Annotated in this window: 23 protein-coding genes and 1 other annotated feature; of the genes, 1 reads left to right on the top strand and 22 read right to left on the bottom strand. The window is 54.1% G+C overall.

Annotation, left to right across the window (positions count from 1 at the left end; translation table 11 throughout):
- Nucleotides 1-21 precede the first annotated feature (21 nt).
- Nucleotides 22-242: a binding site (T-box leader), on the bottom strand.
- A 47-nt stretch (nt 243-289) separates the two neighbouring features.
- From hemL to KNP74_RS05540, 20 genes are all read right to left on the bottom strand, one after another.
- A complete protein-coding gene (hemL, locus tag KNP74_RS05635) occupies nt 290-1,594 on the bottom strand; it encodes a glutamate-1-semialdehyde 2,1-aminomutase (protein ID WP_214763785.1) in 1,305 nt (434 codons plus the stop codon).
- Nucleotides 1,591-2,571 carry a porphobilinogen synthase gene (gene hemB / locus KNP74_RS05630; protein WP_034776821.1) on the bottom strand — a complete coding sequence of 327 codons (981 nt, stop codon included), beginning with the start codon at nt 2,569-2,571 and terminating at the stop codon, nt 1,591-1,593. Before hemB ends, hemL begins: the two co-directional genes overlap by 4 nt.
- On the bottom strand, nt 2,568-3,233 hold the full coding sequence (locus KNP74_RS05625; protein ID WP_214763782.1) for a uroporphyrinogen-III synthase: 666 nt from the start codon (nt 3,231-3,233) through the stop codon (nt 2,568-2,570). Before KNP74_RS05625 ends, hemB begins: the two co-directional genes overlap by 4 nt.
- Nucleotides 3,226-4,143: a hydroxymethylbilane synthase gene (hemC, locus tag KNP74_RS05620; RefSeq protein ID WP_214710479.1), complete on the bottom strand. Its 918-nt coding sequence runs from the start codon at nt 4,141-4,143 to the stop codon at nt 3,226-3,228. Before hemC ends, KNP74_RS05625 begins: the two co-directional genes overlap by 8 nt.
- Before the next feature lie 59 nt (nt 4,144-4,202).
- Nucleotides 4,203-5,546, bottom strand: coding sequence for a glutamyl-tRNA reductase (gene hemA, locus KNP74_RS05615; protein ID WP_138859763.1), 1,344 nt, complete (start codon nt 5,544-5,546; stop codon nt 4,203-4,205).
- 185 nt (nt 5,547-5,731) lie between these two features.
- On the bottom strand, nt 5,732-6,910 hold the full coding sequence (locus tag KNP74_RS05610; protein WP_214763779.1) for an AI-2E family transporter: 1,179 nt from the start codon (nt 6,908-6,910) through the stop codon (nt 5,732-5,734).
- A gap of 114 nt (nt 6,911-7,024) precedes the next feature.
- On the bottom strand, nt 7,025-7,621 hold the full coding sequence (gene yihA / locus KNP74_RS05605) for a ribosome biogenesis GTP-binding protein YihA/YsxC (RefSeq protein ID WP_021066847.1): 597 nt from the start codon (nt 7,619-7,621) through the stop codon (nt 7,025-7,027).
- A 3-nt stretch (nt 7,622-7,624) separates the two neighbouring features.
- Nucleotides 7,625-9,925: an endopeptidase La gene (lon, locus tag KNP74_RS05600; RefSeq protein WP_138859765.1), complete on the bottom strand. Its 2,301-nt coding sequence runs from the start codon at nt 9,923-9,925 to the stop codon at nt 7,625-7,627.
- A 70-nt stretch (nt 9,926-9,995) separates the two neighbouring features.
- Nucleotides 9,996-11,264 carry an ATP-dependent protease ATP-binding subunit ClpX gene (clpX, locus tag KNP74_RS05595; RefSeq protein ID WP_034776808.1) on the bottom strand — a complete coding sequence of 423 codons (1,269 nt, stop codon included), beginning with the start codon at nt 11,262-11,264 and terminating at the stop codon, nt 9,996-9,998.
- Between the two features lie 210 nt (nt 11,265-11,474).
- Nucleotides 11,475-12,767: a trigger factor gene (gene tig / locus KNP74_RS05590; protein WP_034776805.1), complete on the bottom strand. Its 1,293-nt coding sequence runs from the start codon at nt 12,765-12,767 to the stop codon at nt 11,475-11,477.
- Nucleotides 12,768-12,855: 88 nt separating this feature from the next.
- Nucleotides 12,856-13,761 carry a hypothetical protein gene (locus tag KNP74_RS05585; RefSeq protein WP_214763777.1) on the bottom strand — a complete coding sequence of 302 codons (906 nt, stop codon included), beginning with the start codon at nt 13,759-13,761 and terminating at the stop codon, nt 12,856-12,858.
- Nucleotides 13,762-14,302: 541 nt separating this feature from the next.
- Nucleotides 14,303-14,815, bottom strand: a complete 513-nt coding sequence (locus tag KNP74_RS05580) for a metallophosphoesterase family protein (protein ID WP_034776800.1) — start codon at nt 14,813-14,815, stop codon at nt 14,303-14,305.
- 5 nt (nt 14,816-14,820) lie between these two features.
- Nucleotides 14,821-15,411: an XTP/dITP diphosphatase gene (locus KNP74_RS05575; protein ID WP_034776799.1), complete on the bottom strand. Its 591-nt coding sequence runs from the start codon at nt 15,409-15,411 to the stop codon at nt 14,821-14,823.
- Complete coding sequence (rph, locus tag KNP74_RS05570; RefSeq protein WP_034776797.1) at nt 15,408-16,157, bottom strand: ribonuclease PH; 750 nt, start codon at nt 16,155-16,157, stop codon at nt 15,408-15,410. Before rph ends, KNP74_RS05575 begins: the two co-directional genes overlap by 4 nt.
- Nucleotides 16,150-16,956 (bottom strand): glutamate racemase, encoded by an 807-nt coding sequence (gene racE, locus KNP74_RS05565; protein ID WP_305827523.1) that lies wholly within the window; start codon nt 16,954-16,956, stop codon nt 16,150-16,152. The genes rph and racE overlap by 8 nt, the downstream gene beginning before the upstream one ends.
- Nucleotides 16,957-17,072: 116 nt before the next feature.
- A complete protein-coding gene (locus KNP74_RS05560) occupies nt 17,073-17,336 on the bottom strand; it encodes a phosphocarrier protein HPr (RefSeq protein WP_021066838.1) in 264 nt (87 codons plus the stop codon).
- A gap of 70 nt (nt 17,337-17,406) precedes the next feature.
- Complete coding sequence (locus KNP74_RS05555) at nt 17,407-17,847, bottom strand: acyl-CoA thioesterase (protein WP_034776794.1); 441 nt, start codon at nt 17,845-17,847, stop codon at nt 17,407-17,409.
- Nucleotides 17,848-17,856: 9 nt separating this feature from the next.
- Nucleotides 17,857-18,645, bottom strand: coding sequence for a succinate dehydrogenase iron-sulfur subunit (gene sdhB / locus KNP74_RS05550; protein ID WP_200881496.1), 789 nt, complete (start codon nt 18,643-18,645; stop codon nt 17,857-17,859).
- Nucleotides 18,646-18,653: 8 nt separating this feature from the next.
- Entirely contained in the window at nt 18,654-20,411 is a 1,758-nt protein-coding gene (sdhA, locus tag KNP74_RS05545) for a succinate dehydrogenase flavoprotein subunit (RefSeq protein WP_034776790.1), read from the bottom strand.
- 16 nt (nt 20,412-20,427) lie between these two features.
- Nucleotides 20,428-21,045, bottom strand: coding sequence for a succinate dehydrogenase cytochrome b558 subunit (locus KNP74_RS05540; protein ID WP_034776788.1), 618 nt, complete (start codon nt 21,043-21,045; stop codon nt 20,428-20,430).
- 223 nt (nt 21,046-21,268) lie between these two features.
- On the opposite strand from KNP74_RS05540, the gene KNP74_RS05535 reads away from it, so the two are divergent.
- A complete protein-coding gene (locus KNP74_RS05535; RefSeq protein ID WP_232939140.1) occupies nt 21,269-21,661 on the top strand; it encodes a YslB family protein in 393 nt (130 codons plus the stop codon).
- 36 nt (nt 21,662-21,697) lie between these two features.
- Here the strand turns inward: KNP74_RS05535 and KNP74_RS05530 are convergent, their stop codons facing one another.
- Entirely contained in the window at nt 21,698-22,483 is a 786-nt protein-coding gene (locus KNP74_RS05530) for an aminoglycoside adenylyltransferase domain-containing protein (protein ID WP_214763776.1), read from the bottom strand.
- A complete protein-coding gene (gene uvrC, locus KNP74_RS05525) occupies nt 22,480-24,264 on the bottom strand; it encodes an excinuclease ABC subunit UvrC (protein WP_138859769.1) in 1,785 nt (594 codons plus the stop codon). The genes KNP74_RS05530 and uvrC overlap by 4 nt, the downstream gene beginning before the upstream one ends.
- Between the last annotated feature and the right edge of the window lie 65 nt (nt 24,265-24,329).

Below are 24,329 nucleotides of genomic sequence, written 5' to 3'. Positions count from 1 at the left end.
ACGGCTACTCTCGTCCTTAACGCTAAGGACGAAAGAAGCCGTATCTTCCGCGGTACCACCTTAGTTCGCCAACAGGTGGCGCCCTCAAAATCGAATAACGGTCGATGGACCGGACCTTCCTACTTCGTTCAAAAGGTCAGCTCCGAGGCGACTTCCGCACCATCCTTCGCGGCCTCGCACCAAGTGGCCGCGTCTCTGAAAAAGGATGTCGATTGCGTACTATTCCTCATCGTAGCTTTTAATCGTATCTGTTAAACAATTGTAGCGACAGAAGATGTTTCCGTCAAGATTACAATGAAAACTCTTGTTGCAGCTCTTTGAACGTCGCGTCGACCGCTGCGAGCGTCAAGTCGATGTCTTCGTCCGTGTGCACGGTCGAGAGGAATAAGCCTTCGAACTGTGACGGTGGCAAGAACACGCCGCGCGCCGCCATCTTCTGATAGTAAGCGCGGAACAAGTCGAGGTTCGCCGTCTTCGCCTTCTCGAAGTTCGTTACTTTCTCGTTCGTGAAGAAGAATCCGAACATCGATCCGGCCCGGTTTGTGTCGTGCGGGATGTTATACTTTTCGGCCGCTTTCGTGTAGCCTTCGGCGAGACGGTCCGCTTTGCGTTCGAACTCGGCGTAGTGCTCAGGCTTGAGTTGCGACAGCGTCGTGTAGCCGGCGATCATCGCGAGCGGGTTCCCCGAGAGCGTCCCCGCCTGGTAAATCGGTCCTTGCGGCGCGATTTTTTCCATGATCTCGCGTTTCCCGCCATAGGCACCGACCGGAAGGCCGCCGCCGATGACTTTTCCGAGGCACGTCAAATCCGGCGTCACGCCGAAGTAACCTTGGGCACAGTTGTAGCCGACCCGGAACCCGGTCATGACCTCGTCAAAGATGAGGAGCGCGCCGTATTGTTCCGTGATCTCGCGGAGTCCTTCAAGGAATCCAGGTTGCGGTGGCACGAAGCCCATGTTGCCGGCCGCCGGTTCGACGATGACCCCAGCGATGTCGTCGCCGAACTTCTCGAACGCGACGCGGAGGGCATCCAAGTCGTTGTACGGCACCGTGAGCGTCTGGCTCGCCAAGTCTTTCGGCACGCCCGGTGAGTCCGGGAGACCGAGCGTCGCGACGCCCGAACCGGCCTTGATGAGGAGCGAGTCGCCGTGACCGTGGTAGCAGCCTTCGAACTTCAAGATTTTCGTCTTGCCCGTGTAGCCGCGTGCGAGGCGAAGTGCCGCCATCGTCGCTTCCGTACCCGAGTTGACCATGCGCACCATCTCGATCGATGGGACGCGCTCGATGACGAGCTCGGCCATTTTCGTCTCAAGCTCGGTCGGCGTCCCGAACGTCCAGCCTTTCTCGGCTTGCTCTTGAATCGCCTTCGTGACGACCTGGTCACGGTGGCCGAGGATGAGTGGTCCCCATGAGAGGACGTAATCGATATATTCGTTGCCATCGATGTCGTAGACGCGTGATCCTTCACCGCGTTCAGCGAAGATTGGCGTCATGCCGACTGATTTATAGGCACGGACCGGGCTGTTCACCCCGCCCGGCATGAGCGGACGTGCTTGTTCGAACGCCGCTTCTGAGCGTGTTTGTTTGTAGGTCATGAATAGTCTCCTTCCAAATAGCGACAGACGTCTTTTGCGAAATACGTGACGATGAGGTCCGCACCGGCCCGTTTGAAGCCGACCATCGTCTCCATGACGATCCGTTGTTCATCGACCCAGTCGTTCAAAGCAGCCGCTTTGACCATGGCGTACTCTCCGCTCACGTTATACGCCACGATCGGCATATCGAGCGAGTCGCGCATGTCACGGATGATGTCCATGAACGCGAGCGCCGGTTTGACGATCATGAAGTCGGCGCCTTGCTCGACATCCGATTGGGATTCACGGAACGCTTCACGGCGGTTGGCCGGGTCCATCTGATAGCCTTTGCGGTCACCTTCACCAGGTGCCGATTGGGCTGCGTCACGGAACGGTCCGTAGTACGCCGATGCGTACTTGACGCCGTAACTCATAATTGGGATATGGTTGAATCCGTTTTGGTCGAGCCCTTCACGGATGGCGGCGACGAAGCCGTCCATCATCGAGCTCGGTGCGATGATGTCAGCGCCTGCTTGCGCTTGCGTGATCGCCGTCTGGACGTGAAGCGGTAGCGACGCGTCGTTGTCGACGTCACCGTTCTTCACGATACCGCAGTGGCCCGTCGACGTGTATTCACATAGGCATGTGTCCGCGATGACCGTGAGCTGTGGCGCCCACTCTTTCACTTTACGGATCGCTTCTTGGACGATGCCGTGGTCATGATACGCTTCCGTACCTTCCGGGTCTTTATGTTCCGGCACGCCGAACAAGAGCACTGATTGAATGCCGAGGTCGACGATCTCCTTGATCTCGTCCTCGAGACGGTCGAGCGAGAAGTTGAAGACGCCAGGCATCGAGCTGACTTCACGTTTAATATCTGTCCCTTCGATGATGAAGAGCGGGTAAATCAAATCTTCTTTCCGAACATGGTTTTCACGTACGAGTGCACGCATCGACTTCGATGAACGAAGGCGACGGTGACGGTCGAACTGGTTCATGAAAAATCCTCCCCTATACACTGTATTAATGCATCCATAGTATAACACTCAGGCACTCGGACCGGTAATGTCGACACTTCCCGGACGGCGCGCTCGGTCACTTCACCGATGGCGTACCACGTCCCGTGGAAGTGTTCAAGGTACGGTGTGATCGCCTGGACGGCGGACGGACTGAGGACGAGGAGCGCGTCTACGTTCTCGAGCGCCTCGACTTCCGTCTCTGTCAGTTCACGGCCGATCGTCTCATAGACGACCCAGTCGTGGACGTTTTCGAGTTGCTTCATGTGGTCCGTGTTCGCCAAGTCGCCCCGGGCGAACAAGACGACCTCGCCTGCTGTTACGACGTCCGCGAGGTCGCGGAACAGCGCCTCGCCCGTGAACGTCTTCGGCATGAGTGCGACGGTGAAGCCCTCGCCCTCGAGTGCTTGTTTCGTCTTTTCCCCGACGGCCGCGACCCGGACGTCGCGCGGGACGTCACGGAGCGCCGGTACCGCCGTTTGACTCGTCACGACGAGCCAATCGAACCGGTGAATCGGCATCTCGCGATGTGTCAATCTCGTCTCGATGAGCGGGACGTGATGCACGGAAAGACCGCTCGCGGCGAGTCGGGCTCGCTGCGAAGCGGTCAGTCGTTTTGTCCCTGTGTACCAGACGTCACGCATTGACCGAGGCGAGAATTTCGCGCCCGCCGCGTCCGAGAAGATCGTCTGCTACCTCGTTCCCGAGTGCGACCGCGTCAGACGACGTCTTCGTCACGCGGAGCACTTCTTTGCCGTCGACCGAGGCGATGAGGCCTGTCAGTGTCACGTCGTCCCCGTTGACCGTCGCATAACCGCCGACCGGCACGTGGCAACTTCCTTCGATCGCCTTGAGGAACGTCCGCTCTGCCGTCGCCGCTTTCGCCGTCACGTCGTCATGCAGGAGTTGCAAGACGTTCGTCACTTCAGCGTCGTCTTTCCGGCTTTCGATGGCGAGCACGCCTTGACCGACCGCCGGGACCATCATGTCAGCGTCAAGCGCTTCGAAGTCGACGCGGTCCGTCCAACCCATGCGTTCGAGCCCGGCTTTGGCGAGCAAGATGGCGTTGAAGTTTTCCGTCTCAAGTTTTTTGAGGCGTGTGTCGATGTTGCCGCGGATCCATTGAATCTCGAAGTCCGGGCGTGCGGCGAGCATCTGCGCACCGCGACGAAGTGAGCTCGTCCCGATGACGGCACCTTCCGGGAGCGTCTCGAGCGTATAGCCGTTCTCGCAGATGAGCACATCACGGGCGTCGACGCGTTTCGGCATGCAGCTGATAAAGAGCTCTTCCGGCAACTCGGCCGGCACGTCTTTCATGCTGTGGACGGCGAAATCAATTTCCCCGGCAATCATTTGTTGCTGGATCTCTTTGACGAACAACCCTTTGCCGCCGACTTTCGATAACTGGACATCGACGATTTGGTCGCCTTTCGTCACGATCTCCTTAATCTCGAACTCGTTTTGAGCCCCGGCTTTCTTCAATTGCTCGATGACCCATTTCGTCTGTGTCATCGCAAGTTGTGAACGGCGTGAGCCGACGATAATTTTACGCATAGTCCATATCCCCTTCATAGAAAAAGGCGACGAGATCCGCCGCCTTTTTTGATTTTGTATTAGCGCATCAAAGCGCGGAGTGGTGCTTTCGCTGACATCGCTTCTGTCTCTTCCATTTCCGGCTCGACGTCAGGGACGTCGACATCAAGGCCGAACGTCTCGACGAACTGGTTGATACGTGTGTTCGCATCCGGTTGCGCCGCGGCGTCTTTGATGTAGTCGATCGGTTCACGAAGCATCTGGTTGATGATCGACTTCATATGTTTGCCGATGACTTTTTTATCCCGGTCCGATAGATGGTCAAGCTTACGCTCGAGGCTTTCCATCGTCTCTTCTTGAACAGTGAGGGCGCGGGCGCGCAACTCGTTCATGATCGGGACGACACCGAGTGTGACGAGCCACGTTTGGAACTCTTGAATCGCTTCGTCGATTTTGATTTCAATCTTCTCCGCTTCGACGAGACGGGCCGCCAAGTTTTTGTTGACGATCCCGTTCAAGTCATCCACATCGAACAAATGGACGCCCGGAAGCGCCCGGACCGCTGGATCGATATCTCGCGGCACGGCAATGTCGATTAATAACAGTGGACGTTCACGGCGAAGCAGTTGTGCGGCGGCGACATCGTCATAGCCGATGACCGCTTCTTTGGCGCCGGTCGAACTGATCAAAATATCGGCGTCGAGCAACCCACAGGCGATCTCACGGATCGAGTGGGCCCGGCCTTGGAACTTGTCGGCGACCGCTTTTGCTTTGCTCTCGGTCCGGTTAAAGACGGCAATCTGTTTCGCACCGGCCTCGAACAAGTTGAGCGTCGTCAACTCGCCCGTCTCACCGGCACCGACGACGACGACTTGTTTGTCATCGAGACGGTTGTACATCCCTTGAGCGAGCGTGACCGCTGCCGAGCTGACCGATACCGACATTTCCCCAATTTGTGTGTCGGTATGGGCGCGTTTGGCGAGCGTCACGGCCTCTTTGAACAGTTTATTGAACACCGTTCCCGTCGTTCCGTTCTCTTGGGCGCGGAAGAAGCTTGATTTCACTTGTCCTAAAATTTGTGTTTCCCCAATGATCATCGAATCGAGTCCAGACGTGACACGGAACAAGTGGCGAATTGCCTCTTCTCCTTCACGAATCGATAAATAAGGGGTGAATTGGTCCATCTCTAAATCAAACCAGTTCGCTAAAAAGCGTTTTGTATAATAACGTCCGGTGTGGAGCTGGTCTGTGACGACGTATAGCTCCGTCCGGTTACAAGTCGACAAAATAACCGATTCAAATATGCTCTTCTCTTCGCGAAGTGCAATCATCGCGTCCACGATTTCTTGCTCCCCAAACGAGAACTGCTCCCGAATCGCGACAGGGGCTGTCTTGTTATTTAGTCCAACGACGACAATATGCATGTACCTCTTCCCCTCATCCAAAATCCACCGACGGTTGTCTCTTCTTTTTCACATCTCTACCGTACATTATAACAATTTTTATTTAGGAACTATAATCTTCTGTTCGATTTTTGTGAAATAATTTAAGAACTTTTTGTGACAGAAAAAAGTAGAAACGGACATGGAGACCATTTCTACTTGTTTAATCATTTCAGAGACGACGGATCGGTGATGATTTGACTCTCTGGTTTCTCATCTTCCTCTTCCGCTTCGAGGTAATGTTTTCGCTCCCTCAGCTTGTAAATCCGGACGATGTTTTGAACGACGACTTTCGCCACCGCATAGAACGGCACCGCGATGAGCATCCCGATAATCCCGGCCAAGTTTCCGGCGACGAGCAAGACGATGATAATCGTCAGTGGATGCACCTTGAGCGACTTGCCTTGGATGAGCGGCGAGATGACGTTCGATTCGATTTGTTGAACGATGATGATGACGACGATGACCCAGAGCACTTTGATCGGGTCTTGGATGAAAGCGACGACGACAGCCGGTGCCGCACCGAGGAACGGTCCAACGTACGGGATGATGTTCGTCACCATCATGAAGAGCGCGAGCAAGATGGCATAGTCGAGTCCAATGATCCATAGCCCGATGAGCGACGTGATCCCGACGAAGAACGCCACGATCAACTGGGCATGGACGTAGTTTTTAACCGTCGTATGCATGTCATGCAAGATTTTACGAATCTCCGTCTCGTAGCTCGACGGCAACAATTTCACGATCGAGTCTGGAAGACGTTTCCCGTCAAGGAGCATGTACAAAAGCATGAACGGGATGACGACGATCGTAATGACGGCCGACGTGATGAAACCGACAAGACGACCGAACGATGAAGCGACATTCCCGAAGACGTCTCCGAGATACGACGTCACATTATTCGTGAAGTCGGTGAACATATCGTCATTCTCGGCGATAAAGCGTGACAAGAACTCGTTTTGCATGAGCGAGTCACGGACGGCGAACGCCTGTACTTGCAACTCCTTGGCGATACTCGGCATCGCGTTGACGAGCGACGTCACCTGTTCCGCGAGCACCGGTCCGAGGATGCTGAAGACGAGCGTAAAAATCAGCACGAGTCCGCCGAGCGTGATGCCGACGGCGAGCGGACGTTTGCCGTCCATCCGTTTTTCTAAGAAGTCGACAATCCCGACTAAGAAATAATAGAAAAGTCCAGCAATGATGAGTGGTACCGTGACGAGCGCCAAAATGACTTGAATCGGTTCGAACACGAAAGAAATCTCCGTCCCGACCCAGATGACCAAGAAAATCGTCAGCGTCCAAAATAAGAAGCGGTACCATTTGTTTTGAAACATGATTTGCATCTTTCCACCTCGTTCTCTATTCTCTTGTCTTATGTAATTAGGACAATTATACGATAATTACCCGCTCTCGTAACCCTGAAAACAAAAAAGACGAGGGGTTGCCCTCGTCTTCGGTCAATCTTCTTCGCGTGTCAATAAATCGTAAATCGCTTTCCACGCTTCGTCTTTGCCTTCTGCCGTCTCCGCCGAGAACGCGACGAACCGGTCAGTCGATTCAAATTGAAGCTTGCGTTTGACGGCCGCTTCATGTTTTTGACGCTGCGCTTTTTTGATTTTATCGAGCTTCGTTGCCACGACGATGACCGGAATCTCGTAATGCTTCAAGAAGTTGTACATCGTCACGTCGTCACTTGACGGCTCATGACGGATATCGACCAACAGGACGACGCCGCGAAGCGCGCTCTGTGACGTCAAATATTGCTCCATCATGATGCCCCACTTCTCCCGCTCCGTCTTTGAGACTTTCGCGTAGCCATAGCCCGGCACGTCGACGAACATGATTTCATCGTTGATGTTGAAGAAGTTCAGCGTCTGCGTCTTCCCTGGCTTTGAAGACGTGCGCGCGAGTGCTTTCCGCTGACAAATCTTGTTGATGAACGACGATTTCCCGACGTTCGAACGTCCAGCGAGTGCGACTTCCGGCAACTCGTGAATCGGATAATGGTCCGGTGCGACGGCACTCGTGACAAATTCTGCTTTAGTGATTTTCATTATTTAATTTCCTCCAAATGCTACTTCTAATACTTGATCGAGCGTCGTGACCGGGACGAACGTCAATTTCTCACGGACGGTATCTTGAATGTCATCGATGTCCCGCTCGTTGTCTTTCGGGATGACGATGGTCGTCAAACCGGCGCGGTGTGCGGCGAGCGCTTTCTCTTTCAATCCACCGATCGGCAGGACGCGGCCTCGGAGCGTGATCTCTCCGGTCATGCCGATATCACGGCGGACTTTCTTACCGGTCAATGCCGAGATGAGCGCCGTCGCGATGGTGATACCGGCCGATGGACCGTCTTTCGGAACGGCACCTTCTGGGACGTGGATATGCACGTCTTGGCGCTCGTAGAACGTCGGGTCAATCCCGAACCGTTCCGCGTTCGAACGGACATAGCTATACGCCGTCTGCGCCGACTCTTGCATGACGTCACCGAGTTTCCCGGTCAACTGGAGCTTGCCCTTACCAGGTGCGAGTGCCACTTCGATCGTGAGCGTGTCGCCCCCGAACGCCGTGTAGGCGAGTCCAGTGACGGCTCCGATTGAGTCTTCCGTCTCGCCTTTGCCGTAGCGGTACTTCGGTTTCCCGAGGTAGTCGCCGAGGCTCTTCAACGAGACCGTGACGCGTTTTTTCTCGCCGATCGCGATTTGCTTCGCCGCTTTCCGGCAAAGCGAACCGATGACGCGTTCCAAGTTACGGACGCCGGCCTCACGCGTGTAACGGCGGACGACCTCGTAAAGCGCGTCTTCTTTGATCGTGAGCTGGCTCTTTTTCAAGCCGTGTTCTTTATACTGCTTCGGCACCAAGTGACGTTTGGCAATCTCGACTTTCTCGAGTTCCGTGTAGCCGCCGATTTGGATGAGTTCCATCCGGTCGAGTAGCGGAGCCGGGATTTGCGAGACGTCGTTCGCCGTCGCGATGAAGAGCACGTTCGATAAGTCGAACGGTTCTTCAATATAGTGGTCCGAGAACGAGACGTTTTGTTCCGGGTCGAGCACTTCGAGCATGGCCGACGCCGGGTCGCCCCGGAAATCTGACGCCATCTTGTCGATCTCGTCGAGCAAGAAGACCGGGTTTTTGCTTTCGGCCTGCTTCAAGCCGCGGATGATACGGCCTGGCATCGCCCCGATGTACGTGCGACGGTGTCCTCGAATCTCAGCTTCATCGCGCACCCCGCCGAGCGAGACGCGGACGAAGTGACGCTCAAGCGCCGACGCGATCGACCGGGCGAGCGACGTCTTCCCGACCCCTGGAGGTCCGGCGAGACAAAGGATCGGTCCACGGAGCGAGTTCGTCAATTGGCGGACGGCCAAGTACTCGAGGATTCGATCTTTCACCGACTCGAGGCCGTAGTGGTCGTCGTCTAGGACGTCGGCCGCATGCTTGACGTCGAGTTTATCTTCCGTCTCGATGCCCCATGGGAGCGAAGCAATCCAGTCGAGATAGTTGCGGATGACCGCGTACTCCGGTGACGTCGCCGGGACGACGTTCAACCGTTCGGCTTCGCGCATGACGTTCTTCCGTGTCGTCTCAGGCAAGTCGAGTGCCTCGAGCTTCTCACGGAGACGATTCGGTTCAGACTCTTGCGACTGGTCGCCGAGCTCTTGCTGAATCGTTTTCATCTGTTCGCGCAAATAATACTCTTTCTGCGCCTGCTCAATCGTCTTTTTCGTCCGTTCGCGCAACTCTTGCTCGAGCTCGATGATTTCGACTTCATGCGTCATGATCTCGAGCAGCTCTAAGCCGCGTTTGACCGCGTCGGCTTCTTCGAGCATCGCTTGGCGAATGTCGACGTCGACATCAAGTTTCGAAGAGATATAATCGGTCAACGACTCGAGTCGCTCATACATCTCAAAGCGGCGCCGTTCGTCCGGAGACAACCCTTTGATCGTCCCGACGAGTTTGCCAAACTGTTCTTTCAATAGGCGCACGAGTGCCGTCCGTTCGACTTCTTCCCCTTCGACGAGGTCAAGCGCCTCGACGTCGGCGAACCAGCCTTCTTTCGTCTCTTCAATCGAGTTGATCTTGACGCGCTCTTTCCCGACAAGACGAACACGGACCGTCTCGTTCGACAGCTCGCTCATCTTGGCGATATGGACGCGTGTCCCGATCGCATATAAGTCTTCCGGTTCAGGTGATTCTTTGCCTGTCTCTTTTTGTGTCACGACAATCAAATCTGTCTCGTGTTCCTTTGCGGCAAGGAGTGCCCGCAGGGAGAGCGGACGCCCTACGTCGATCGTCACGCCGATGAGCGGATACACGACGACTCCACGCAAAGGAAGGATAGGTAACTGTTCCATTACAACGCCTCCTGTGCAAAAAGGCCCAAAACTCGGAGGTGCCGAGTGTTTGAGCCTTTTTCGTTAAAAATTATGCTGTCTCTTTATTGTCGCCTGTCTGTTCGACAGTACCATCGCGAAGCACGTATTTCGGACCGGCAAGACCCGTAATCGTTTCATCCGTGATGATGACTTTCTCGATATCGTCGCGCGATGGGACAGTGAACATCACATCGAGCATCATTTCTTCGATAATCGAGCGGAGACCGCGTGCGCCTGTCTTACGTTTGATCGCAAGCTTGGCGATTTCAACCAACGCCTCGTCAGTGAACGTGAGTTCGACATCGTCGAGTTCGAGCATTTTCTCGTACTGACGAACGAGGGCGTTCTTCGGCTTCGTCAAAATCTCGACGAGTGCTTCCTCGTCAAGCGTCGTGAGCGTCGCCATGACCGGTAGACGACCAATGAACTCCGGAATCAATCCGAATTTCTGAAGGTCTTCCGGAAGCGCGCGGGCGAGCAAGTCTTCTTGCGTCATCTCGCGGTTTTCTTGGTCGTTCCCAAATCCGATAACTTTTTTCCCGATACGGCGTTTGACGACCGCTTCGATGCCAGCGAACGCGCCGCCGACGATGAACAAAATGTTCGTCGTATCGATTTGGATGAACTCTTGATGCGGATGCTTCCGTCCACCTTGCGGCGGTACGCTTGCGACCGTACCTTCCAAGATTTTGAGAAGTGCTTGTTGGACACCTTCACCAGATACGTCACGCGTGATCGATGGGTTTTCCGACTTACGGGCAATCTTATCGATCTCATCGATATAGATGATCCCTTTTTCAGCCTTCTCGACATCGTAGTCCGCCGATTGGATCAGCTTGAGCAAGATGTTCTCGACGTCTTCCCCGACGTAACCGGCTTCCGTCAAGCTCGTCGCATCCGCGATTGCGAATGGGACGTTCAAGACGCGGGCCATCGTTTGAGCGAGAAGCGTCTTACCGCTACCAGTTGGTCCAATCATGACGATGTTCGATTTCGAAAGTTCGACATCATCAGAACGGCCACCGGCGTTGATGCGTTTATAGTGGTTGTAGACGGCTACCGAAAGCGCACGTTTCGCCCGGTCTTGACCGATAACATACTCGTCTAAGATGTTACGGATCTCTTGTGGTTTTGGAATGTCTTTGAATTCTACTTCTTCTTCGACACCGAGCTCTTCCTCAACGATTTCATTGCAAAGCTCGATACATTCGTCACAAATGTATACGCCAGGACCGGCGACTAGTTTACGGACTTGTTCTTGCGATTTCCCGCAAAACGAGCATTTAAGTTGTCCCTTTTCCTCGTTAAATTTGAACATTCGGTACACCCCTTCTGAATGAAAATGGATGTAAGTGCGATAAATCGCCTATTTGTATTTTCAGGTGCAAAGCACTCTCGAAAAAACATTTACATCTCTGCGTTGCAATAATTGTAGCATGAACAAATCACTTCATCAAAGATAAACACATGCAAAGTGTCGTGACGAAAAAAAGGACGACTGCTGAGCAGCCGTCCTTCTGTCATCCGATTACTTCGCTTTCCCGTTTTCAACGAGAACGTCGATCGCTTTACGGAATTTGAGGTCACCTTTAAGTGTCTCGATTCCGCCTTGTGGCGCGAGCATTGTACGGAGTTGATCCGGTGCGATGTTGTAAAGTTTAGACATTTCTTCGAGTTCTTTCTCAGCATCTTCGTCAGACACTTCGATCGCTTCTTTCTCAGCGATTGCTTTCAAGACGAGACGAGCTTTAACGCGCTCTTCAGCTTGCTCTTTCATCTCTTCGCGCATCGCTTCTTCAGAAGTACCAGTGAGTTCGAAGTACATGTTGAGGTCGATTCCTTGTGAAGAAACACGTGTGCCGAACTCTTGAACCATGCGGTCTACTTCTTGGTCAACGAGTACTGCAGGTACGTCGATTGTTGCGTTAGCTGTTGCTTGCTCGACGAGTTGGTCGCGCATAGTGCCTTCCGCTTCTTGTTTCTTCGCAGTCTCTAAGCGCTCACGGATTTTCGCTTTCAACTCGTCGAGTGATGAAACTGACTCGTCGATGTCTTTTGCGAACTCGTCGTCGAGCTCAGGAACTTGCTTCGCTTTGACTTCGTGAAGTTTGACTTTGAATGTCGCTGGTTTACCCGCCAAGTTGTCAGCGTGGTACTCTTCAGGGAATGTTACTTCAACGTCTTTTTCTTCGCCAGCCGTCATGCCAACCATTTGCTCTTCGAATCCAGGGATGAATTGGCCTGAACCGATTTCGAGTGTGTAGTTTTCAGCCGTGCCGCCTTCGAATTGCTCTCCGTCAGCGAAACCTGCGAAATCAAAGACAGCTGTATCGCCGTTTTCGATTGCGCCTTCTTTGACAGCAAGCTCTGCGCCTTGCTGTTGAAGCGCGTCAAGTTCAGCTGTAACTTCTTCGTCAGTGACTGTTGTTTCAACAGCTTCGTACTCGAGACCTTTGTATTCGCCAAGCTCAGCTTCTGGCTCAACAACGAACGTTACTTTGAACGTTACAGGTTGACCTTTTTCGAGCGTGCCGTCTACATCGATGTTTTCGAGAGCGATTGGTTCGAAACCAGCTTCTTCGACCGCACCTTGAACTGTGTCACGGTAGAGGATATCGAGCGCATCTTGATAGAGTGCTTCTTCTCCGTACATTTTGTTGAACATTGGGCGTGGCAATTTCCCTTTACGGAAGCCAGGCACGTTCAAAGTTTTGACGACATCTTTGAATGCGGCGTCAACTGCTTTATCAAAAGCTTCTGCAGGTGCTTCGTACGTGAGTACGCCTTGGCTACCTGATGTTTTTTCCCATTTTGCTGTCATGCTAAGTCCCTCCAACAATTCGTTTATACGTACAAAAATGTACAACAATCCGTATTATAGCATAAATCCGACGACTGCACACAAGGATTTAGTCTAGAAACGCCTCGGTGAAACGCATGTCCGCCTCAAGAATTTCGGCGGCGAGGCCGTCCGTTTCCTCATGTTGCAGGATGGCCGTTTTCGCTTGAGCGATCGCCGTCTCCACGGCAGACGCTTCCTCAGGCGTGAACGGGTAGTGCGTATACATGTAGTTCATGAGCAGCTGCGTCGCGATCTCGTCACCATATACCGCTCGCTGCAACCCGTTGACCATCGTCTCCCACGCTTCCGTGTGGATTTTCGCTTCGTCATGCGTCAATCGGTGACGCGTCCCGAGGTCGGTCCATTCGATGACCGGCAGCTCGTCGAACGCCTTTTGGAGCACGATCAACTTCATCAACTTCGGCCGTTCCGCGACGAGAAGCTCTTTCAAGACGTTGTCGAGGACGTCATCGATATTGAAATGGACGTGTTCGAGCGTCTCGATTTGTTCGCCGATCCCGCCCCGGTTAAGGATTCGCTTCACTTTGGCGATCGCGGCCGGGAACTCGGTCAACTTCAGCACTTGGAGCACTTGATGTGCTTGCGTGTTGACGTGATCGGTCTTTTCTTGCCACTCGAGATACAGGTTGATCCAATGGGCCGCCTCGAACGGTTGGTCACGCATGATGTAATACTGGGCGATTTGAAGCCCGCCGGCTGCAGGTTCTTCTGCCACCGTCATCTGTGTCGTGACGAGCTCTTCGAGTTTCTCGAGCGTCTCCGGTTCTTCCGGTCGTTCCATCAGACATTGGAATATTTCCATGAAAATAAATGGATCGCCGGGCACTGCCTCGTACCAATCCCACAGAATCGGTTCGACCCGTTGCCGTTCCCCGGCCGTGTCTGCCTCTTGAATCATCTTCTGAAGCCGCGACCAGTTCCCTGGAAACGGGTACGCTTGCTCTTTTGCCATCTCCCCACACCCTTTCCATTCATCTCCATCTTCCTTTAGGAATCGATTCGTTGTCAATCAATACCCCGAAAAACGAAAAAAGAGACAACCTCCGTGGAGGCTATCTCTATTTTAAATGGAAGTGTCCCAAGAGGGATTCGAACCCCCGACCGACGCCTTAGCTTACCACCATGGCTTTCGCCACCAACGTGTGTTGTTTGTAGTCTGGACTATATCTTCACCATTTCAGGTGCGACACGTGTAGTCTCTACGGAACCTCACGAGCAAACTGCTCCTTCAATGGCTCTACCTCTAAAGGATGACCTTTAGTCCTTCGAACCACCTTGTCCCCGAAAGGAAATAAGTTTCCTCGGTATTACCATCAGCATCATCTGTTAAGGCTTCACCGATATAGTGTCGTCCACTCTATAGGTTTCTGTTTCCCTATAAAGGCTCCTATTTGTCTTGAAGGGCGTTGCTCTATCCAGCTGAGCTATTGGGACATTGACAAGAAAACTATAATAGAAAAATGGTTTGCTGTCAATTCCTTCTTTTCATTCCGTCACAGCTTTCCGCTCACATCGAGATCTTCGACGGCCGAACCGTCCTCTGACCGATAAAAGCGGACCGTTGCCTGTCCGTTCTCGAGATCCATCAGTACATACGTCTTGTCACTCCGTCCGCGCGGCATGCGAATCGAACCCGGGTTCACGTAAAGCACCCCGTCCTCAATCACAGCTCCGGCGACGTGCGAGTGGCCGAATAAGACGACGTTCGCACCGACCTCTTCAGCCCGGTAACGCAACCGGTTCAAGTCGTACTTCACGTCGTGGTGATGGCCGTGGACGATGAGAATCGTCCCTTCAGCCGTCTCCTCGATTCGTTCGAGCGGAAGGTCGCCGCCGAAGTCGCAATTACCGCGCACCGTACGATATGGGAGCAGATGTTCATCGACGAGCGCGAGCTGGGAATCCCCACAATGGAACGCGTCATCGATTTCTTGTTCGTGCCGGTTGAAGATGATTGATAGTTCTTCTGTCAATCCGTGACTGTCACTGACTACGAGAAAACGCATACAGGTCACCCCTCCATAAACGGAATAATTTCTGCCTCTAACTTTCGTAGTGCTTGGCCGCGGTGACTGACCGCCGCCTTTTCGTCGCGTTCAAGTTCTGCTGCCGTCTTGTGAAGTGACGGAACGATGAAGAGCGGGTCGTAACCAAACCCGTTCTCCCCATGAGGCGCGTAGCCGATCGTCCCTTCGATCGTACCGCGTACCGTCAATGTCTCCCCTGTTGGTTTGGCGAGACAGAGGGCACAGATGAAACGAGCCGTTCGGTCGGTCGCTCCGTTCAACTTCTCGAGAAGAAGCGCGTTGTTCGCTTCATCCGACTTCTCCGGTCCGGCGAAACGGGCCGAATGGACACCGGGTGCCCCGTCGAGCGCATCGACTTCGAGTCCAGAGTCATCCGCGAGGACGGCGTGACCGAAATAGCGGGCCGCCTCCGTCGCCTTTAACTCGGCGTTCGCTTCAAACGTCGTCCCAGTTTCGTCCGTCTCTGGTGCGTCCGGATAATCAAGAAGTGATTCGACTTCGAATCCGAGCGGCGTGAGCATTCCTTCAATTTCTGCGACTTTTCCTTTATTGCGTGTTGCGACGATCAGTTTCATGTTGTTTCCTCCAATTGTTCCCCGACATACCACCACGAGGCACCGAGTGCGTCTTCGGCCGCTTTGAACAGCGTCTCGATCCCGCTTTGGGCCATGTGGAGCATCTCGTTCATCTCGAGCAACGTGAACGTCGCTTCTTCCCCTGTCCCTTGCACTTCGACGAAACGTCCGCTCGCCGTCATGACGACGTTCATGTCGACCTCGGCCGCGGCATCTTCTTCGTAGTTCAAGTCGAGGAGCAATTCGTCGGTCCGTCCGACCGAGATGGCAGCGACGCCTTCTTTGATCGGCGTGTCGTCGAGCTTGCCTTGCCGGATGAGCGCGTCGACCGCGAGGACGAGCGCGCAGAAGCCGCCTGTGATCGAGGCCGTGCGGGTGCCCCCGTCCGCTTGGATGACGTCACAGTCGATCCAAATCGTCCGTTCACCGAGCCGTTCCAAATCGACGACCGAACGGAGCGACCGCGAAATCAACCGTTGAATCTCCATCGTCCGGCCCGACTGTTTGCCGCGGACCGATTCGCGGACCGTGCGGTTACCGGTCGCACGCGGAAGCATGGCGTACTCGGCGTTGATCCAGCCTTGCTTCTTGCCGCGCAAGAAGTTCGGGACGCGTTCTTCGACGGTGGCCGTGCAGATGACTTTCGTGTCCCCGATTGAGATGAGGACCGACCCTTCCGCATGTTTATTCACATGGGGAACGATCTCGACGGGCCGGAGCTCGTCATGTTGTCTTTCGTTACGCATCGACACCGGACACCTCTACTTTCTCCGCTCTCACGGGTTGACCGAGCCATTCTGTCGCCAAACGGTCAAAGATGACGACATCCCCGGTCGCATAAAACTGGTGCACCGGGACCGTATCCAAATCGTTCTCGAGCTCTTTAAAGTCAAGGATGGCCGCTACTTCGAGCGCCGTCTCGTCACCGGACGAGATCAAATGGACGTCGGGTCCGACGGCGTCTTGAATGACCGGTGCGAGCAGCGGATAGTGCGTACAGCCGAGGATGAGCGTGTCCATCTCGGAAGACTGAAGCGGACGAATCGTTTCAGCGACGATGTCGCGGACGCGGTCCCCATCAAGTTCGCCGGCTTCGACGAGCGGGACGAACGGCGGACAGGCGAGCGAATATACATCGATCTCGCCGGCCACGTGCCGGAGTGCCGTCTCGTACGAGTTGCTTTCAATCGTCATCTTCGTTCCGATGACGCCGATATGTTTATTGCGCGTTCCTTTGACGGCCGCTCGTGCCCCCGGATCGATGACACCGATGACCGGAATATTGAGGCGTTTGCGCGCTTCTTTCAAGATGACCGCGGTCGCCGTGTTGCAGGCGATGACAATCATCTTCACGTTCTTACTTAACAGGAACTCGATCAGTTCCCACGTATAGGCTTCAATCTCATCGTGCGGGCGCGGGCCATACGGGCACCGTTCCGTGTCGCCGATATAAATTATTTCTTCTTTCGGTAGTTGGCGCATCAGTTCTTTGACCACAGTCAAGCCGCCAACTCCTGAATCGAGTACTCCAATCGCTCGTTTCATGATCATCACTTCCATTCCCATCTATCTTACCAAAAAAGCCGATTCTGAAAAAGAAACGGTCTCGTGACAAACAAAAAAGACGAGGTAGCCGATTGGCCGCCTCGTCCGTCGCTCAATTACTGAGCAAGACCTTCGCTTGTGAGCATGTCAGAAAGCGTGTTAACCGCTTCTTCTGCATCGTCACCAGCTGCAGTGATTTTGATTGTAGAATCTTTTGCGATTCCGAGTGAAAGTACACCCATGATCGACTTGAGGTTTACTGTCTTACCGTTGTACTCAAGGTTGATATCTGATTGGAATTTAGAAGCTGTGTTTACCAACTGTGTAGCTGGACGAGCGTGAATTCCTGAATCTGCAACGACTGTGAACGTTTTTTCCATGACGTGAGGTCTCCCTTCAAATTTCAATTCTACAGGCGAACCCGCAGAATAATTGTTTGTGAACTCATTATCAAATGATAGCGGATTCGCAAAAATTCTGCAAGCGATTTTTATATTCTGGAGTCCATTCGGTCGGACGACCGGATTTCGACAAGTGCACGAGGCTCGTACGCCCCGCAAACATGAGCTGGTCTCCATCATATGCCCCGTAATGAATATCACATGAAGTGTTTCCGACCGTCAAGACATTGGCATACACCACGATCGATTGCCGTGGCATCACTTGGCGAACGTAGTCGCACTGGGCATCTGCCACGACGACAAATCCATCTTTCAACGAAAAACCTGTCGCTTCAAGCAACTCGATCCGCGCGTCTTCGAAATAGATGAACGGAATTGTGTTATTCATGTGACCGTACGGGTCGCACTCCGAGAATCGGACTTTGACGTCTAGCGCGACCCCTGCTCTGACACGTGTTTCCCAATCGGCTTCCCGGAAGTACTTCGTCATCCGTAGCCCTTACGCCTCGACCGCAGAACCGGTGCGGCCTTTGTCGCTACCGAAGAACGATTTGAACGAGTGAAGCGTCGTCTGACGGTTCATCGCGGCGATTGATGTCGTGAGTGGAATACCTTTCGGACAAACTTCGACACAGTTTTGCGCGTTCCCGCACTGTGCGAGGCCGCCATCTTCCATGAGCGCTTCGAGACGGTCCTCCGCGTGGAAGGCGCCAGTCGGATGCGAGTTGAAGAGACGGACTTGCGAAATGGCGGCCGGTCCGATGAAGCTCGATTTGTCATTGACGTTCGGGCACGCCTCGAGGCAGACACCGCACGTCATACATTTCGATAGTTCATACGCCCATTGACGTTTGTTCTCTGGCATCCGCGGTCCTGGTCCGAGGTCGTACGTTCCATCGATCGGAACCCATGCCTTCACTTTTTTCAACGCGTCGAACATGCGCTGACGGTCGACTTGAAGGTCACGGATGACCGGGAACGTCTTCATCGGAGCAAGGCGGATCGGCTGTTCGAGCTTGTCGACGAGCGCCGTACACGATTGGCGCGGCTTGCCGTTGATGATCATCGAGCAGGCACCACACACTTCCTCGAGACAGTTCATATCCCAGTTGATTGGTGTCGTCTTGTCCCCGTTCGCATTGACCGGGTTTCGGCGGATTTCCATCAACGCCGAGATGACGTTCATGTTCGGGCGGTACGGGACGGTGAACTCTTCCGTATAAGCGGCTTGGTCCGGTCCGTCCTGGCGTTCAATGATAAAACGAATATCTTTTTGTTCAGATTGCATCGGCGTCGTCATTTCGTCTTCGCCCCTTTCTTCGAGTAATCCCGTTTGCGCGGCGGGATTAACGAAACGTCGATCTCTTCATACGAGATATCGACTTCCCCTGCGTTGTAACGTGCCATCGTCGTCTTCATGAACTTGTCGTCATCACGTTCCGGGAAGTCCGGTTTGTAATGAGCACCACGGCTCTCGTCGCGTTTCAACGCGCCAAGCGTGATGACGCGCGCGAGGTCGAGCATGTGGTCGAGTTGTCGGATGAACGATGCCCCTTGGTTGCTCCAGCGAGCCGTGTCGGTCGCGGAGATGTTGTTATAGCGTTCACGAAGCTCACGGAGTTTGAGGTCCGTCGCCTCGAGCTTGTCGTTGTAACGAACGACCGTGACGTTGTCGGTCATGAGTTCGCCGAGCTCACGGTGGATTTGATACGCGTTTTCCGTACCGTCCATCGCGAGGATATCGTTGAACCGCTCGATTTCTTCACGTTCGTTGAAGTTAAAGAGCGCTTCTGGCACGCTCTCTGTCGCCTGGTCGAGACCGCGCATATAGTGAACGGCCGCCGGACCGGCTTCCATCCCGCCGTATACGGCAGACAAGAGCGAGTTGGCCCCGAGACGGTTCGCACCGTGCATCGAGTAATCGCACTCACCGGCTGCGAACAAGCCTGGGATGTTTGTCATCTGATCATAGTCGACCCATAGTCCGCCCATCGAATAGTGAACGGCCGGGAAAATCTTCATCGGGACTTTGCGTGGATCGTCGCCGACGAACTTCTCGTAAATCTCAAGGATGCCGCCGAGTTTGATGTCGAGCTCTTTCGAGTCTTTATGCGACAAGTCAAGGTACACCATGTTCTCGCCGTTGACGCCGAGCTTTTGGTTGACACAGACGTCGAAGATTTCACGCGTCGCGATATCACGCGGCACGAGGTTTCCGTAGGCCGGATACTTCTCTTCAAGGAAGTACCATGGCTTGCCGTCTTTATACGTCCAGACACGTCCGCCTTCACCGCGCGCCGATTCACTCATGAGACGAAGTTTGTCGTCCCCTGGAATCGCCGTCGGGTGGATTTGGATGAACTCACCGTTCGCGTAGACCGCCCCTTGACGATAGACCGCTCCAGCCGCTTGGCCGGTGTTGATGACCGAGTTCGTCGATTTGCCGAAGATGACACCCGGGCCGCCTGTCGCGAGGATGACCGCGTCCGATGGGAACGCTTTAATTTCCATCGAGCGCAAATCCTGACAGACCGCACCACGGCACACACCTGCTTCATCGATGATGGCCCGGAGGAACTCCCAGCCTTCATACTTCTCGACGAGACCTTGCGCCTCGTAGCGACGAACCTGCTCGTCTAGTGCGTACAGGAGCTGTTGCCCCGTCGTCGCACCGGCGTAAGCCGTACGGTGATGGAGCGTGCCGCCGAAACGACGGAAGTCGAGAAGACCTTCTGGCGTCCGGTTGAACATGACGCCCATGCGGTCGAACATGTGGATGATCTTCGGTGCCGCTTCCGCCATCTTTTGGACCGGCGGTTGGTTGGCGAGGAAGTCGCCCCCATAGACCGTGTCATCAAAGTGTTGCCAAGGAGAATCCCCTTCCCCTTTCGTGTTGACGGCACCGTTGATGCCGCCTTGTGCACAAACTGAATGTGAACGCTTGACCGGTACAAGCGAGAATAGTTTTACCGGAACACCCATCTCAGCCGACTTGATTGTCGCCATGAGTCCAGCCAGACCGCCACCGATGACGATCAAACTTTGATTTGCCATGAACTTTTCCCCCTAATTACAAGATGCCCGCGAACGTCAAGATAGAACGGATGCCGACAAAAGATAGTGCCAAGAAGACGACGCCTGAGACATAGCTCATGAAGCGCTGTGAACGAGGCGACTGTGTGATCCCCCACGTGATGGCAAACGACCAGAGACCGTTCGCGAAGTGGAACGTAGCCGAGAGGATCCCGACTATGTAGAAGATGAGCATGAGCGGATTGTCGACGATGTTTTGCATCATCTCCGCGTTCACTTCGACGCCACGCAACTTCGCCAAGCGCGTTTCCCAAACGTGCCATGCGATGAAGATGACGAGGAAGACGCCCGTGAAGCGTTGGAGCATGTACATCCAGTTACGGGCGTATGAGTAACGGTTCGTGTTAATCGAACCGAGGAACGCGTAATACACGCCATACACTCCGTGGAAGATCATCGGCAAAGCGATGATGGTCACTTCAAGGAAATACAAGTACGGTAAGCTCTCCATAAATTTTGCTGCCTTGTTGAACGACTCCACCCCATCGACGATATAGTAGTTGACCGACAAGTGAACGATCAAAAACAAGCCGATTGGGATGACCCCAAGTAGCGAATGGACTTTACGACTGAAATAGTCACGACGCGCTGCCATTCTAGTTCCCCCTTTTCACGAGCCCTTGGCTCGTTTTGTAAATAAAAGCGTTTTCAAATGCAAATATAGCTTTCTGTCTCCTATTCTACTCTTGTGAAATTTGTATGACAAGACAACCCGACCGATTTGTGCCACATTCTTTTGCAAAATACCCGGTGACCAAAAGGCGAATCGTCGTTATAATGGTATAGAGAGAATGGAGTGATGGAAGAAGATGGAAACGATGAGCCAACCCACTTTCGCGATCGAACTGCTTCGCGATTATGTGTTGACGGATTTGCTCGGGGACGATTACGCCCAAGTCATCTATTGGTCGGGCAAACGGGTCGCACGCAAGTTCCCGGTCATGACGAATGACGAACTGAGCGCCTTCTTTATGGAGGCTGGCTGGGGGCAATTGACGCTCTTGAAAGAAAAAGGAAATAAGTTCTTGTTCGAACTACTTCCCCCGCCTGCGACCCAAGAAAAGGCAACCGGCTACTTCCAGCTTGAGGCTGGCTTTTTAGCCGAACAAATTGCCGGTCGTTTCCAATGCGTCGCCGAGGGCTACGCCGATGTGGCGCGCCAGGCCGTCCAAATCACCGTCCAACTAGACCGAAAAGATACGTATGAATGACGAAGAGCCGATGCGAACTGACCGCATCGGCTCTTTTTATATGTGTTGAAGGTGGTCCCGGGCGAAGTCTCGGAAGACATTCAGTTCATCTGCTATGAAGCTTACATCATTCCCGGCGTAAGCCGCTGCCGCTTTCTCGATTGTCGGTAACACATCGGTCGAGAAGCCTTTCGCTGTCGACCACTCAAACGCCTCCTGTTTCGATAAGACGAGGTCGTCGGAACAATACGCCAGGACACGCGTCAGATTGAGCACACTATACATCGGCGTGTCGTGGATCGAATCGAGACAGTCTCGCGCATCAAACAGGATGGCATCTCGATAGTCGACTTCATTGAAGCCGATGATTACGTCCTTGAGCGGACGACCGTAGAGCACGATGCCTCGCTCGCTAGTGATTTTTATATGGGCGGCCAAGTCGGGATCGGTCATTCCGGATTGTATGGTCGCTATTTCCCCCGTTTGAAGCGCCGATTCGAAACGCGAACGCCAACCCTCGCTGTAGTGAAAATCAAATGGACTCGGGTGCCTCCAAGCTGTCAGGTCACCCACTGTAAGGACACTCAACTCAATCGGATAGGGTTCGTTCGATGACTCAAGACAGAGACGTGTCAGTCCCACCTTTGTTTCAAGCGTTAGCGGACGACTCGTGACAATCAGAAAATCAAGGTCGCTATGATCCGGATGAAACCCTCCCATCGCGGCCGACCCATGCAAATAGAGGTGCTCAAGCGATGGGAGCACACCGTCGACCCGCTCGATGAACGCCTCGACGACCGGACGGATGATGGCAGGCATCTCGGAGGATGCCCCTCGACTCATTCGTCCGTCTCCTCATGAACGTATTGCAAAACGGTCTCGGCCAACTTCTCGGGCAGGCCTGCTTCCTTCAACTGTTCGAGCGAGGCGAGGCGGATTTGTTTCATCGAGCCGAAATGGCGGATCAACTGCTGACGCCGCTTCGGCCCGACGCCCGGGATATCATCGAGCACCGACTTCGTCATCTTCTTCGTCCGCAAACTGCGGTGGAACGTGATGGCGAAGCGGTGGACCTCGTCTTGCATACGTTGGAGCAAATAGAACGCGCTCGAGCGCGAATTCAGTTCGACGACCCCGCCGCCTTCCCCGAACAAGAGTTGGCTCGTCCGGTGACGGTCATCTTTTTTGAGCGACCCGACCGGCAAGTCGAGCCCGAACTCGTTCTGCAGGACGTCGAGGGCGGCGTTCAATTGCCCGATGCCCCCGTCAATCAACAGCAAGTCCGGTAGACGCTTCTCTTCCGTCAACAGGCGACGGAACCGACGACGGACGACCTCTCGCATCGTCTCGTAGTCGTCCGGTCCTTGGACGGTACGAATCTTGTATTTCCGGTATTCCTTCTTGAGCGGCTTCCCGTCTTCGAAGACGACGAGTGCCGAGACGGCGTCCGCCCCTTGGATGTTCGCGTTGTCGATGATGTCGACGCGCGACAAGTTCGGGATGCCGATCGCCTCACCGAGTTCACGCATGGCGAGGAGTGTCCGCTCTTCGTCGCGGGCGAGCAACTCGAACTTCTCGTTCAAGGCGATGCCCGCATTTTTCGTCGCCAAGTCGAGCAGCTGTCGCTTCGCGCCGCGCTTCGGTTGCATCACTTTCGTCCCGATCGCCTCGTTCAATAAATCGATGCGGACGATCTCGGGGACGAGCACTTCCTTCGGCAATACGTTCTGCTCGTAGAACTGGACGATGAAACTCTCGAGCTCCTCGGACGGCTCGCCGTGGAGCGGGAACAGTGATACGTCGCGCTCGATCATCTTGCCGCCCCGCATATAGAACACTTGGACGCACATCCAGCCGCGGTCGAGCGTATAGCCGAAGACATCGCGTGCTGTCGGGTCGGCCGTGATCATGTTCTGTTTGTTCATAATCGACTCGACGGCCCGGATTTGGTCACGGAGCTCAGCAGCTCGTTCGAATTGCATGTCTTCGGCCGCTCGTCCCATGTCGACTTGGAGCTTGGCGAGCGTTTCGCTCGTCTCCCCGTTCAGGAAGCGGCGAATTTCATGGACGATCTCTTTTTGCTCGTCCGTGTCGACGGCGAGCTCGCAAGGTCCGAGGCACTGCCCGATATGGTAATACAGACAGAGCTTGCGCGGCATCGGTTGGCATTTCCGGAGCGGATACAGTTTATCGAGCAACCGCTTCGTCTCGTTGGCGGCATAGGCGTTCGGGTACGGGCCGAAATAGAAGCCGCCGTCCCGCTTCAGCTTCCGCGTCGTGAGTAACCTCGGGTACGGCTCGTTCGTGATCTTGATGTACGGGTACGACTTGTCGTCTTTGAGACGGATGTTGTATTTCGGGTCATGCTTTTTGATGAGCGTCATCTCGAGCAGAAGCGCCTCGAGTTCGCTCGCCGTGACGATATACTCAAAGTCGCGAATCTCAGCGACGAGGCGCATCGTCTTGATGTCATGCGCCCCGGTAAAATAAGACCGGACCCGGTTTTTCAGATTTTTCGCTTTCCCGACGTAAATGATCTCGCCGTACTCGTTCTTATGCAAGTAACAGCCGGGCTCGTCCGGGAGGAGCGCCAATTTATGTTTAATGTGGTCAGAATGACTCAAATTCAATCACCTCAGTTTAAGTTCCTTCCAGACGGGAAAAATTTTGATGAAGTCTCAGAGGGAGG

The sequence above is a fragment of the Exiguobacterium sp. s141 genome (assembly GCF_018618085.1).
Lineage (GTDB): Bacteria > Bacillota > Bacilli > Exiguobacteriales > Exiguobacteriaceae > Exiguobacterium > Exiguobacterium mexicanum_A.
This window is presented reverse-complemented; position numbering and strand designations above follow the sequence as displayed.